Source organism: Paenibacillus sp. FSL E2-0190 (genome assembly GCF_037992965.1).
Taxonomy (GTDB): Bacteria; Bacillota; Bacilli; order Paenibacillales; family Paenibacillaceae; genus Paenibacillus_AQ; species Paenibacillus_AQ odorifer.
Map to the genome: position 1 here is coordinate 5,624,715 of NZ_CP150306.1, position 13,628 is coordinate 5,638,342.

A 13,628-nucleotide genomic window follows, 5' to 3' on the forward strand; every position below is an offset into this window, starting at 1 on the left:
TAACGTTCGCCTCTTACTCTTCACCGCAGAACCTTGCACTAGAAATCCAAACCCAAACTAACCAATTAACTACTCTCACTCTAAAAAAGGCATTATTGCCCTTGAATTCGCTACTTCGGATGATCTCACCAAATTTGAGGCATTTTTGCCTTTCATTTAACTCCTTCGACGGCTGTTGCTCATTTAGAGGGCATTGTTACCGTACATTCCGCCATCTCAGCTACTTAAGTCCAATTCAACAGCATTTATACCGTACATTCCCCCATCTCAGCTACTTAAGCCCAATTCAACGGGATTTGTACCGTACATTCCGCCATCTCTGCTACTTAAGCCCAATTCAACAGTATTTATACCGTACATTCCACCATCTCAGCTACTTAAGCTCAATTCAACGGGATTTATACCGTACATTCCACCCTCTAAGCTACTCCATCCCAATTCAACGGGATTTATACCGTACATTCCGCCATCCAAGCTACTTAAGCTCAATTCAACGGGATTTATACCGTACATTTCACCATCTCAGCTACTTAAGCTCAATTCAACAGTATTTATACCGTACATTCCACCATCTCAGCTACTTAAGCTCAATTCAACAGTATTTATACCGTACATTCCACCATCTAAGCTACTACGAGCCAAATCAGCCATATATCATGTTACTCAAAACCGCTCATCCACTTCATATCTTAATCTAACCCAATTTTCTAATCTTTACAGTGTCCACGCGCACTTTTACTCCACCCGTTGCTGAGCAATCCAAGCGTCCATATCCTCCGGACTCCACGCTATGAAGGTACCCTTACTCATCTCGTTCAACACATCCAGCGCGCCTAGCTTCCGCAAAAGCCTTCCACGAACTTCAGCAGAAGGTTCTTTTTCCTTAATCCGGGTACGCATGGCATGCACAAAATCCAAATATGGTTCATACGTCGCATCCAGCGCTTTTTCAAGCACATTTTTGATCTTCGTTGCCGCAAGCGGGCCAGCACCCGAAGTAGATACAGCTACCGTCAAACGTCCCCTCCGAACCACTCCGGGCGTGATAAAGTTTCCCGCTTCCGCATGGCTGGCCACATTCACATGAATTCCAAGCCGTCTAGACTCCCGCGCAACCTCTTCATTAACCGCCCTATCGTTAGTGGCTGCATATACGAGAAAGGCCCCACGGAGATCTCCGGGAGCATAAGTACGGTCCATCCAGATCAGGAGACCTTTTTCAGCTAGAGAATCAAGCGGATCTGTCAAAGAAGGACTAATCACCTTAACCGCCGCTCCAGCTTCCAACAGCCCGCTCACCTTACGTTCAGCCACGACACCACCGCCAATAACCACACAGTGCTGCCCTTCACAATCCAGCATTATGGGTAAATAACGCGTCATGCCCTTCACTCCCCGCTCCAACCGTGAAAATCAGACCAAGAATTCAACAGAAAGTTCAAGATAATAAAAGCATATCCTAAAATCGCCCAGCGAGCCATACTTACTCCACTTTTCCGCCCGGACTTCTTAAAGATAATATAAAATATGTAAATCCCAAGACCGATAAGAGTCGTTAATACTTTTAAATCCTTCAATAAAAGCGTCCGTCCCTCAGATACTATAGATAAACCCGCCACCACCAGCGATATTCCCAGCAAAGGAGTGCCCACCAAAATAGCGGTGTAAGAGTATTTATCTGTAGTCTCCAGGTTCGGCAAACGACGGATCCGGTCGCTCCATTTCTTGCTTTTGAGTCTGGTGTGCAGGAACAAGTACAATATTGCAAAAACCGTTCCTAACGTCAGTGCTGCAAAACTCATATTTGCCAAAATCACATGCATCGTCAGCCAGCCATACACCGCACTCCAAGTCTCAAGCGTATGCCCACCCGCCGTCAGCCACACCCGATTAAGCAAAAAAACACTAAACCCAGCCATACTGAGCAGCAAAATCGTAAACTCGCCACCACGTGTAAAAGCCACCGCAAGCGAAGTCAGCACAATACTAAACGCAAACCAAAACAAGAAATCATAAGGTGTAAAAATAGGCAGGCCTTTCTCCTGAGAGAAACGAATTCCAAGTCCTGCAACTTGCAAAAGACCCACAACAACAAGAAGCCCCGTGCCTAACCGCTTCCCACCCGGACTCCTTTTAAGGCAATCCGAGAAAACAAACAGCAGGCTCAGGGCATAGACCAGCAGAGCGGCGTCATATATTCCGTTCAGCAGTTGCATATTATTCACCCACCCAGCAAGCCTGCCGGAGCAAGCGCCGTTTTAGGCACAGAGAAATCAGCGCTGCCAGCCGTACGTTCTCCAGAACTAGACTGCTTCACCGAGGCAATGTCTCCATCATCTGAATCGGATTTGAGCTGTTCCTGCAACGCAAAGATTTTGGAAAAATAATCAAGAGCTTCATTCCCCTGCTTACCGCCGGACAGCTCTTTAATTACATTGATCGGATCATGCATCATCTGGTTCACGATACTTTTAGTCAGGCGGCGGATTACTTTCCGCTGATGCTCGTCCAGCTCGGGCAGCTTGTTGAACAGACTCTCCATCGTTTCTTCATGAATCGTATTCGATTTATCCTGAAGCGCCCGGATCACCGGTCTTACCCCAAGCGTCTTGAGCCACAGCTGGAACTCATCCATTTCCTCGCTGATCATCACTTCAATCTTCGCAGCTTCACTTCGGCGCATTTCCAGATTGTTCTCCACAATGCCCTCCAGATCGTCAATATCATACAAAAAAACATCCGGCACATTTGCCGCCGCAGGATCAATATCACGTGGTACAGCAATATCAATCATAAAAAGCGGCCGCGAAGGGCGGCGTTTCATAGCATGCGCTACCTTATCAGCCGTAAGCACATACCCGTCTGCTCCTGTCGAGCTGATCACGATATCTACTTCATTTAGAGTTGTTAACGCATCTTCAATCGTGCTCGGCTTACCCGAGAACTTCTCCGCCAATTCAATCGCACGCGACAGCGTACGGTTAGCGACAATCACTTCTGCCGCACCACTACTGTATAGATGCTTCACGGTAAGCTCGCTCATTTTGCCGGCGCCGAGAATCAGCACTTTTTTCCCAGTGAACATGCCAAAAATCCGCTTGCCCAGCTCCACAGCCGCATAACTGACCGATACTGCGCTCTCGCCGATTGACGTTTCACTATGTGCTCTTTTGCCCAGCGTCACCGCTTGCTTGAACAACCGATTGAACCAAGTTCCAGTTACACCCTCAGCCTGAGCTGTGAGAAAAGAACTCCGCACCTGTCCCAGGATCTGCGTCTCCCCAATCACCATGGAATCCAGGCCGCAAGTCACGCGGAACAAATGCGCAATCGCCTGTTCGTCTTCATAAATATACATATGCTGAGCAAATTGCTCGCTTTTCACACCAAACCATTGCTCCATAAAGCCGCGGATGAAATAACCAGCCATATGAAGGCGGTCCATCACCACATAAATTTCCGTACGGTTGCAGGTAGCTACTAAGACCCCTTCTAGCACACCCTTCGTCTTCATCAGTTGATGGAGCGCTGCCGGAAGATCACTTTCCGCAAAAGCAAACTGTTCCCGAACCTCCACGGGAGCCGTACGATAATTCAGGCCAACGACGACGATGTGCATCGATAGTTCACCATCCTAGTCTCTATAAGTTGCTGAAATCCAATTATATAAATTAATATCTTACATACCGTTCACTTTCACAACATCTCAAAACACTGTGTTAAGTATATCACACGAAAATAAGACTTTTTACAGATTTTTTGAACGCTTTATGAAATCCAGATAATAATTATTATAAATAAAAAACCGTAGGTTCGCTACGGTTAGGATGAGTTATTTTTAGCTAATTTATAAGGTTGTGATAGCAAAAAGGAAACATTAGGGCCTACTAGTTCTTAAAATCGTCAAAAATTCCGTTCTCCAAAAAAATAAGTCACTGCTCAGTGACTTAAAACTTCTCAGGTTTCTTAACTTTTATCGACGCTACTTCTCCACACCTTTTACAAAATGTGAAGATAACTGGTGAGCCAAAAGAGAAGGTTTTCCCAATAGGCATGACGTTAGCATATCCATTGCTCATTTCGCCTTTAGCGAATGTAGTTCAGAAGTGCCCGATGCTTAGACCAAACTTTAACCCAAACACGATTTTCATCATCCAGATAAAAACGAATATTCACTAATTTTAAAGGCGTCCATATTTCTTTAAAATAGTAATTAGGCATTTGGCGTCTCTCCCACGAGAATAATATTGATATAGTTATAAGTATAAAACTATTAAACAATATTGTTTGTCGTAATGCGCCTTAAGCCAAGATAAGAAAAAAACTGTTTTTGTCGGATTATAGTGAACATTCTACAGCAGATTAGCGAAACCAGTTCTTAATCTGATCAAGAGTACTTTTTGCCTCCGGACCATTGTAACCAAAGGTGTTGCCGATCATTTTTACATACTCGTTGAACGTTGTTTCTCTACTCTTTCGGTCACTCCACCAGCGTTTAGCGTTATATCCTGATGCTGAACCCACATACGTCAGCTCAATTTCCGATTTTTTGTACACACGACCAAAAAAAAATTTCACCCTCCGCATGTGAAAGTCAGAGGAAACAACAATCGCAGATTTAAAACCGTATTCCTTCATTATAGGAAGAGTGTGCTCGGCATTCTGATAAGTGCTATCCGCCGCGTTCTCGGTATAAATAACGTCCTGGGGTATGCCTAAAGCTAGGGCGGTCTGGACCATGTCACCCGATTTACTCGTTAACTCTTTAGCATTGGAAAGAATTACATAAGGAGCATAGCCTGCTTTATATAACTCAGCTGCCTTTTCCACACGACCTTGGCCTCCGCTTAGGACGATGATCACATCTGATTGTTTGGGAGATTGGTCTTGAGAAAGAAAACTTCCAGCGGTGAAAAAAAATATTAAAAGTAATAAAAAAACAATTCTGATAAGTAAAGTTCTTAGTACCTTACATAAATTTATTTTTTTCATAAACTATCCTAAGATTACAATAATTAATTCCAGATCTATTGTATTAAGTTTTTTTAATTCAATTTCCCCAAAATAATGTCCTATAATTTGTAGGTACCTTCCAGATTACAAATATTTTTTGTATCCAAAATAATTTTCCCCGTTAATTTTTTCATATTGTCTTTGATTTCATCATGCCCAACCATAATTATAACAAAATCTACGTCAGTTAAAAATTCATCGAAATTGTGATATTGATTTTTTAAAATAACTTTTTTAACATAAGGATCGTAAGACTTAAGTGTAGGAGCTAAGTGCTTTTCCATTGCCTCTAGTAATTGTAGTGAAGGGCTTTCTCTTACATCGTCGACGTTCTCTTTGTACGTTAATCCATATAGCCCCACTCTAGTCAAATCACTCATCGCTTTTTCCTTCATAATGTCATGAACTCTTTCAAGTACAAACTCTGGCATAGAATCGTTTATTTTTCTCGCAGCTAATATTATATTAGCAAGTCCAGGGTAATCACCAACTAAAAACCACGGATCAACAGATATACAATGTCCTCCAACACCAGGTCCTGGCTGAAGAATATTTACACGGGGATGCATACTCGCAATTTTTATTATTTCATAAACGTCCAAATTATCAATACGACAGATTTTTGCCAACTCATTTGCAAATGCAATGTTTATATCTCGGTATGTATTTTCAACGATTTTTGTCATTTCAGCGGTTCTAATATCTGTTACAACAATATCTCCTAAGCAAAAAACTCCATACAGTGCTTTAATTGTTTCGCCAACATCTTTATTATCCGCACCAATAGTACGGGAATTATACTTTAATTCATATACCATATTTCCAGGAATTATCCGCTCAGGTGCATGAACAATATTCAAATCTTCGCCAATAATATAATTATTTGCTTCTACTACTGGACGGATAAATTTATCAATTGTTCCAGGTGCAACTGTTGATTCTATAACTACTGTGGCTCCTTTTGGACATACAGACATAACATTTTCTACAGCTTTCACGACATAACTAGGATCAATTTTTTTACTCAATTTATCATAAGGTGTAGGAACAGCAATTATATATATGTCAGTAGATATATATTCTGTTGAGAATTCAATTCCTTTTGATAATGCATCAGTGAATAACACATCTAAGCCATTTTCGTCAAATGTGAGTTGTCCTGACTGCAGCGTTTTTACTAGCTCTTCATTATAGTCAGTTCCTACAATCTTTACATCATGTGAAGCAAACATCAAAGCTGTTGGTAGACCAATGTAACCTAGTCCAATCACATTTATAGTTCCCATAGTATCAAACACCTTTCTTTTCACGATCATATAGACTTACTGTAGCTACACAAAGCATAAAAATAATCTTTATAAAATTTACTATTAATACTGCATAACAAAATCCCAACAAACTAGATTCATACATCCCAATGAGTCCAAATAAAATATAAAGAACAAAATATAGACCTTGAATAATTAACTGCCATTTTGCTTCACAAAATCTTAATAATATTGGTTGAATAGTATTACCTAAAATAAAAACAGTGGCTCCTAAATTGGCGATTGCAAAATAAGATGCTGCATCTTCTATCAATGTCGGGTAAAGAATTTTTGTAATTGGTTTACCAACAACAAAAATAAATAAATAAAAAACAAGTGCAATTATCGTAAAAACTCCGGTTCTCGTATAAAATTGTTTAATTGTAATTTTCGCCTCTTTGGCATAATAGGTTAGTAAAACTCCTGCAATGGGTGTCATAACAATTCCTGCAGTCTTACCTAAAAATGATGCTACATTGTATATTGATACTTGTTCTACTCCTAAAACAGGATAAATAAAAAAACGATCCATGTAAGTCATTAGTGTAGATATTATAGCGGCCAACATAATAAACATATATTTTTTCAGAGATTTTCTAAATAGTACTGTAATCTTAAAGTTATCATGTAAAATTTTTGCTGTGAAAAAGATATATATACATGTAAATAACTCACCAAAAATAAAAGTATATACCCATATCTTAGTGAAGTGAGTAATTAACATACCTAATAAATATCCAAGTAATCCAAATAAGCTTGCAAATAGATTTTTTTTATAACTTATAACTATCCTATAGCTAGCTGAATAATAAGCACGAAATAATATAAAGCTTGATATAATAGAACAACCAATAACAATAGAATTAAATTCTCCATAAACTGTTGTTGTTAACAAAAACACGATAATTACATTGATTACTAGAGATACTATGAAAATTGGATTGTAATCACCCTCCAAATTTTCTTTTTCATATTCTGATTGCATTAGTATTCTTGTATTATTTAATGGATTACCCAATGAGACTCCGACAGCATTTACAATCCCCATAATTGTCAATAGCAATCCATATTCGCTGGCAGTCATTAACCTACTTAGATATGGATATGCTATAAGTTGCGTCGCTAGAGTTAAAACTACTGATGCTAGAATATTCAAAACAAAATCTTTAAATATTCTAGATTTAAACGATTTAATTTTATTTGTTAGCTGCATTTAATTAACCTCATGTATTGCAGTTTATATTGCTCAACTTATTTAGATGTCTACTACGAAATTCCTTGGAAACTATTACCTTCTCCTCAATACTAGAATTAAATAATAATAATAATATAATCATTAATCCCATTCCACCTGTTAAAAGTGTAGTTTGTAAAGATGTGTCATTCAGTACAAACATCATATAACTAAAAGAACCAACTACAACGTATAGTGGTAATTTATATGTAACTGAATCAATAACATATAATATGAATGCAAACATAATAGCAACAATAATCATTAAAATGAATCCGCCATTTGAATATGCATCAGAAAACAGACCTGTATTTGAGTTACTGGCTACTTTATTATATGAAAAAAATCTACTAATTACGAAAGGAGCAGGCTCCGAAAATGGGCTCTCTATTGACAATATCTTTCCAATTATTCCATCTGCAAAGTGCATTTTTTCTATATCCTTAAAAAACTCGTAATATTGAAACTGAATTTGTGAAGGAATAAAGAGCATTCTATATGGAATTGCCCTACGCAGCGTATCAGTAATATTAAAATAATCTAGAATATAAGCAATTATATTAAGACTAGAGAGAGCAATTATAACTTCACGCTCAAATTTCCCTCGTTTTGTTATTAGCACGCACATGATAATAACACCAATGGAAAATAAAAATGCTTTGAATCCAAAGCTTAAGTACATTAATAGTTGTAATCCCAAAATAGACAATAATACCCATTTTCTCTTCTTATAAAAAAAGAAGGCGAAAAAGAAAGGACAGAAAACTTTAGCACTCCAGTTCATTAAATATCCCAGTATACCTGATAATTCATTTTCTGAACGCAAATCATATACTGAATCAAAATTAAATGCTCGTGCATCAATTCCTCCTCTTCTAACAATTAAATATAAAGTTATAAGGATATAAAGAAAAAAAATAAAATTCAACCAAACTTTAGCATATTTATCTGTTAAGTTTATTCTTATAGGCTTCATTTTTAATATGATCGATATAATAATTGATGATACTACTACAAACGAAACATAAATTAGACTCTGATTATTCATCCAATAGTATGATAAGATTGGTATAATCAAAAACATTTCCATTAAAATAAATAAATATGACGACGGTCTTAATTTATCTTTAGGAGAAAACATAACTACAAAAAAAACATAAAAAGATGATATCCAATAATCGGAGATATCAATATTTAGTGTTAGACCACTATAACTATAAAGAGGTGAAATACAAAAAATATAAACAATTTCAATAATTGATTTATAAATAAATAAATAAATAAATATTGATTTTAAATCAAATCTCTCAACTTTATTTGGCTGCTCCAAATCTTTTCACCTCGTTGACTAGTACATCAGTATATTGATCTGCTATATCCTTATAATCGTAATTATTTTCCACAAATCCAAATGCACTATCTCCTATTTTTTTATATTCAGTTTCTGACATATCTGCACACTCCTTGATTTTTAATCTGAATTCCTCAATATCTCCAGACTTAAAAACAAATCCATTATTATGTTGTAATCTAGCTATATTAATGTTGTTATCCTCAGACAATACGGGTAATCCACAGGCTTGTGCATCATAAAAACTTAAGCTACACTGTTTTGGAAAAACAGATAAATCAGCAGATTGATAAAATTTAGCCAATTCCATATATTTCTGAGTTGGAAATCTAATAATACGATTTTCTGATCTTTCAAAAACTTCGTCCACCAATTGACCGTACTCACCATTAGTATTTCCCACGACAATTAATACAACATTCCTATTAGTATTGAACTTTCTTTCAAAAGCTTGAGCTAAAAACAATCCTCCTTTTGACTCATCTAGTTTACCGGTATATAAGATCACAAAATCCTCATTTTTTATATTATTACTAATTCTAAATTGTTTTTTTGTAATGTTATCAGGATAAAATAAAAGAGTATCGGAACCTACAGAGATCCAAGGACATTGTAAAAGAGGTATTCCCAGACACTTTTCAACATATTCATCATCTTGAGTTCTAATAACAGTTATTTTATTCCTAATAAGAATTGGTGCGAATACTTTTTTGTAAAATAAACGGTAAATTTTATTGAATTTATTTACTGAAGCCATTTCAAGCATATGGCTGTCCATTACAACTGGGATTTTAATTTTATTTAGTTTCAACAAATAACGCATTGCTGTGAGGGTATCATTACCGTGGATATATAATATATCAGGTTTTAAATTTTTTACCTTTTCGAATAATTCACTAGTAAATACCGCTCTACCACTTATGAATTTTTTTAATGGTAACCTCACAATAGTGACACCAGTTTTTGACATATATTCTTCATCATGTTTATTAATATCATCTTTTCCAAAAAAAACAGTCAAACCCTCTGGAATTTTCTCCATTTCAGAAGTAACTATCGTTACAGAATGACCTTGTTTGACCATATATTTTGGCAATATATTTATTTGATACCCTGCATTCGGATGAAAGAAGTCTTCGATATGAACTATTCTCATTTTAATACCTCGACATATATTCTATTGTATTAAGTGCATGTTGTACCTTATCATGTTGACTTGCATGCTTTTAAAATTACTTTAACTTAACTCTATCCACTTCTAGTGGATTCATTTAATGATATGAATTCAACAGATTCAATTACTTATTTTAATTTCCTTAGTCCTCCCTGAACCAAATGTTCCAACTGTGAATTAAATTCTAAATTTCTTTAATTGAAAACATCATCCTCCGTTCGTGATATTGAAAATAAATTTTTCTATAGAAACCTGAAACCTATCATTATCAAATTTTACCGATTCTAGAAATTTATCACACGATGAATAGAATTCATCCCAATTTATTGAATGATAATAATCATATATCTCATCGCATACATTGCTAGAATTTAGATCTACACTGAAACCGAACCCATATTGACAAGCTACTTCTTCCATATACGTATTCGGTGAAACCAAAATTGGAATACCTAACAAAGCTGCATAATATAGTTTATTGGATAAAGCATAATCAAGGAGGTTAGAATTATTTCCGTAAAGATTGTTTATTATATCGGTTTCTTTATAATAATTCAGAGTAGTCTCAGGTGGAAATCGATCAACAAATCGCACATTTTTAATGTTTAATTCCTCACAAAATGGCTGTAACGCATGAGAGTCAGTCCCTATAAAGTTCAAATTGAACCTTTCATCGTTTGCGAACTTTTTTATAACTTTTTTATTTTGTTCGTGAAATCGTATTAATCCTATATAAGATATAGAAATCTTATCTCTTATTGTTTTTGTATTTTTCTTTCTAAACTCTTCTATAATTAATGAAGAAATGCTCACATCATTATGGGTAAGAATATAGTTGTGTTTTGGTAAAAAACTTTCATATCCTCTTGAGGAAATAACAGATAATGAAGAGTTTTTAATCATTTTCTTTTCGATTGCATAATAAACTGAATTGTCTTCAAAACTATAATCCCGAATATCTACAATATATTTTTTAGAATAACTTTTATTCAGTTCTCTATTTAATAGTATTCCTGCACTAGTAGTGAGTACAATTACTCCAGAATATCCATTTTTCTCCAAAATCCGCTTTGCATATCTCCTGAATTTTACATATCCTAGAAGTTTATCTATTTTAGTAGACGACTCATTCATAGGATAATTAAATGAGAACAAATTGTTAGCCGAAGATTCTTCTTTAATAGCATGTCTATTCCAATAAATTATATCGAATGGAGTATTAATAATAGTTATATATTTATTAAGGTATGGAGTTAAGTATAAATTCGCCAATGAAATGAAACAAATTTTCCCATTCATAACTTATATCTTTTTCCATATAGTTCTATTTATTATTCCCACATAACTCTGAATTAGTTTTATTACCTTAATTGATATATTATTATCTTTGTAATCATCCGCCATTAAATTTTTCTCATCGTTATCCCACATCGCAGTCGCAAGTTCGATAGATTGTTCAAGCTCCTTACCCTCTATTCCCCCAATTACTAAAGTCCCTTTATCAAGTACCTCAGGACGTTCAGTTGAAGTTCTTAGTAAAACACCTGGAAAATTAAGCATTGCACTTTCCTCAGATAAAGTACCGCTATCCGAAAGTACACAGTAACTATTTTTTTGCAACTTGTTATAATCTAAAAAACCAAATGGTTTAAGATTCTGGACAAGTGGATGAAACTTAAAATTTCTTTGTTCAATATACCTCATACTTCTTGGATGTGTAGAGTAAATTACTGGCATCTGAAAGCGTTCAGCGATCTTATTAATTGCTGTCATAAGCGACATAAAATTCTGCTCGTTATCAATATTTTCTTCACGATGCGCAGACACAATAATGTATTTCCCCGCTTCTAAGTTCAATCTCTCAAGCACTTCACTTGCATCAATTTTTCCCATATGAGTTTGAAGCACCTCTTGCATCGGTGAACCAGTTACAAAAATATGTTCTTTACGGAATCCTTCCGATAGTAAATATCTTCTTGAATGCTCCGTATAAGGCAAATTAATATCCGAGATATGGTCAACAATCTTACGATTGATTTCTTCTGGAACATTTTGATCAAAGCATCTATTACCTGCTTCCATATGAAAAATAGGCACTTTTAGTCTTTTAGCCGCAATAGCACTTAGCGCGCTATTAGTATCACCTAAAATTAGAAGTGCATCAGGTTTTTCCTTTTCGAGTACTTCAAATGATTTAGCAATTATATTCCCCATTGTCTCCCCAAGATTACTTCCTACTGCCTCTAGAAAATAATCAGGTTGCCGAAGTTCAAGTTCATTGAAAAACACCTCGTTTAAGGTGTAGTCCCAGTTCTGTCCAGTATGTACTAAAATATGGTTAAAATATCTATCACAAGCCTTAATACACTCCGATAAGCGAATGATCTCTGGTCTGGTGCCCAAGATTGTCATAACTTTAAGTTTTTCCATTAATTAAACCTCCAAGTAATAAGTATCTGGTTTCTCGGGATTAAACAATTCATTAGCCCAAAAAAGAGTTATCACATCAGTTACACCAGTATTAGTTATAGAATGTGTATATCCAGGTGGAATATCAATTACTCTTAATGACTCCCCAATCACCGGATATTCAATAATCTGGTCACCTTCAATTTGTCGGAATCTTACAACAGCTTTCCCTTCGATAACAAGAAATTTTTCCACCTTAGTATGGTGCCAATGATTCCCGCGAGTGATACCTGGTTTAGTCCGGGATATAAATACTTGTCCTGAGTGTTTAGTCTTTATAAATTCCGCTAGCCAGCCTCTATTATCATGTTTCATTTCCAGATCATAACCAAAATCATCTTCGGGCAGATATGAAAGATAGGTGCTATAAAGAAAACGTTCAAAATCACTTTCTAAATCAGAGATGACGAGAGTGTCTCGACTACCTTTAAAGTTCTTTATGCTTGTTTCTAACTCCCCCAGTTTAATTTTGAAAGCCCTCGGGGAGTCAGTATAATTGTTCTCATTTTTCATTTCACATTTATCCATTACATTAATGAAGGATTCAATAACATCATCAATGTAAACCAGAGATATCTCTAGGTCTGGATCATTGATTTGGATTGGAATATTCCTACTAATGTTGTAACACCAAGTAGCGACCACAGAATTATAGTTTGGCTTACTCCACTTGCCAAAAACGTTAGGAAGCCGAAATATATAAGTGTTTACACCAACTAAGCTCCCATAATACGAAACTTTTTTTTCCGCTGCAAATTTACTTAATCCATATGGATTATTTCGTTCAGCTTGTATCGAGGAAGATAATACTATTGGTGTTTTTTTATTGTTTTTATTTAGGAGCTCAATTAACTGTTCTGTATATCCTAAATTACCACTAGCAAAATCCTCAATATTCTCAGGACGATTGATTCCTGCCAAATGAAAAATGAAATCTGCTTTAATAGCACACTCTTCTAATTCATTTAATGAATGCTTGGAACCAATCTTCAATACTTCAATATCTTCTCTACTACTTAATGTTGCTACTAAATTTCGTCCAATAAATCCAAATGCACCTGTTACCAAAACAGTTTTCAT

Annotated in this window: 11 protein-coding genes; all 11 read right to left on the bottom strand. The window is 35.9% G+C overall.

Annotation, left to right across the window (positions count from 1 at the left end):
- Window positions 1-735: 735 nt before the first annotated feature.
- Window positions 736-1,383, bottom strand: a complete 648-nt coding sequence (locus NST25_RS24775; RefSeq protein WP_340392684.1) for an NAD(P)-dependent oxidoreductase — start codon at window positions 1,381-1,383, stop codon at window positions 736-738.
- A 5-nt stretch (window positions 1,384-1,388) separates the two neighbouring features.
- Complete coding sequence (gene ccsA, locus NST25_RS24780) at window positions 1,389-2,216, bottom strand: cytochrome c biogenesis protein CcsA (protein ID WP_036685126.1); 828 nt, start codon at window positions 2,214-2,216, stop codon at window positions 1,389-1,391.
- A 5-nt stretch (window positions 2,217-2,221) separates the two neighbouring features.
- Window positions 2,222-3,619 carry a glutamyl-tRNA reductase gene (gene hemA, locus NST25_RS24785; RefSeq protein WP_076186087.1) on the bottom strand — a complete coding sequence of 466 codons (1,398 nt, stop codon included), beginning with the start codon at window positions 3,617-3,619 and terminating at the stop codon, window positions 2,222-2,224.
- Between the two features lie 743 nt (window positions 3,620-4,362).
- Complete coding sequence (locus NST25_RS24790) at window positions 4,363-4,992, bottom strand: YdcF family protein (protein ID WP_340392685.1); 630 nt, start codon at window positions 4,990-4,992, stop codon at window positions 4,363-4,365.
- 80 nt (window positions 4,993-5,072) lie between these two features.
- On the bottom strand, window positions 5,073-6,299 hold the full coding sequence (locus NST25_RS24795; protein WP_340392686.1) for a nucleotide sugar dehydrogenase: 1,227 nt from the start codon (window positions 6,297-6,299) through the stop codon (window positions 5,073-5,075).
- A 4-nt stretch (window positions 6,300-6,303) separates the two neighbouring features.
- Window positions 6,304-7,533, bottom strand: coding sequence for a hypothetical protein (locus tag NST25_RS24800; RefSeq protein ID WP_340392687.1), 1,230 nt, complete (start codon window positions 7,531-7,533; stop codon window positions 6,304-6,306).
- A 10-nt stretch (window positions 7,534-7,543) separates the two neighbouring features.
- Window positions 7,544-8,884, bottom strand: coding sequence for a hypothetical protein (locus NST25_RS24805; RefSeq protein ID WP_340392689.1), 1,341 nt, complete (start codon window positions 8,882-8,884; stop codon window positions 7,544-7,546).
- The gene (locus NST25_RS24810) at window positions 8,868-10,061 is read right to left on the bottom strand and encodes a glycosyltransferase (protein WP_340392690.1); all 1,194 of its coding nucleotides are present in this window, start codon (window positions 10,059-10,061) and stop codon (window positions 8,868-8,870) included. Before NST25_RS24810 ends, NST25_RS24805 begins: the two co-directional genes overlap by 17 nt.
- A gap of 225 nt (window positions 10,062-10,286) precedes the next feature.
- Complete coding sequence (locus NST25_RS24815; protein WP_340392691.1) at window positions 10,287-11,378, bottom strand: capsular biosynthesis protein; 1,092 nt, start codon at window positions 11,376-11,378, stop codon at window positions 10,287-10,289.
- Window positions 11,379-11,381: 3 nt separating this feature from the next.
- Entirely contained in the window at window positions 11,382-12,509 is a 1,128-nt protein-coding gene (gene wecB / locus NST25_RS24820) for a UDP-N-acetylglucosamine 2-epimerase (non-hydrolyzing) (RefSeq protein ID WP_340392692.1), read from the bottom strand.
- Window positions 12,510-12,512: 3 nt separating this feature from the next.
- Window positions 12,513-13,628, bottom strand: a complete 1,116-nt coding sequence (locus tag NST25_RS24825; RefSeq protein ID WP_340392693.1) for an NAD-dependent epimerase/dehydratase family protein — start codon at window positions 13,626-13,628, stop codon at window positions 12,513-12,515.

Bases quoted from the DNA above. Each gene is read 5' to 3' on its own strand.
- NST25_RS24795 (WP_340392686.1), bottom strand. From the start codon at position 6,299: ATGGGAACTATAAATGTGATTGGACTAGGTTACATTGGTCTACCAACA.
- NST25_RS24815 (WP_340392691.1), bottom strand. From the start codon at position 11,378: ATGAATGGGAAAATTTGTTTCATTTCATTGGCGAATTTATACTTAACT.
- NST25_RS24790 (WP_340392685.1), bottom strand. From the start codon at position 4,992: ATGAAAAAAATAAATTTATGTAAGGTACTAAGAACTTTACTTATCAGA.
- NST25_RS24825 (WP_340392693.1), bottom strand. From the start codon at position 13,628: ATGAAAACTGTTTTGGTAACAGGTGCATTTGGATTTATTGGACGAAAT.
- wecB (WP_340392692.1), bottom strand. From the start codon at position 12,509: ATGGAAAAACTTAAAGTTATGACAATCTTGGGCACCAGACCAGAGATC.
- NST25_RS24810 (WP_340392690.1), bottom strand. From the start codon at position 10,061: ATGAGAATAGTTCATATCGAAGACTTCTTTCATCCGAATGCAGGGTAT.
- NST25_RS24800 (WP_340392687.1), bottom strand. From the start codon at position 7,533: ATGCAGCTAACAAATAAAATTAAATCGTTTAAATCTAGAATATTTAAA.
- ccsA (WP_036685126.1), bottom strand. From the start codon at position 2,216: ATGCAACTGCTGAACGGAATATATGACGCCGCTCTGCTGGTCTATGCC.
- NST25_RS24775 (WP_340392684.1), bottom strand. From the start codon at position 1,383: ATGACGCGTTATTTACCCATAATGCTGGATTGTGAAGGGCAGCACTGT.
- hemA (WP_076186087.1), bottom strand. From the start codon at position 3,619: ATGCACATCGTCGTCGTTGGCCTGAATTATCGTACGGCTCCCGTGGAG.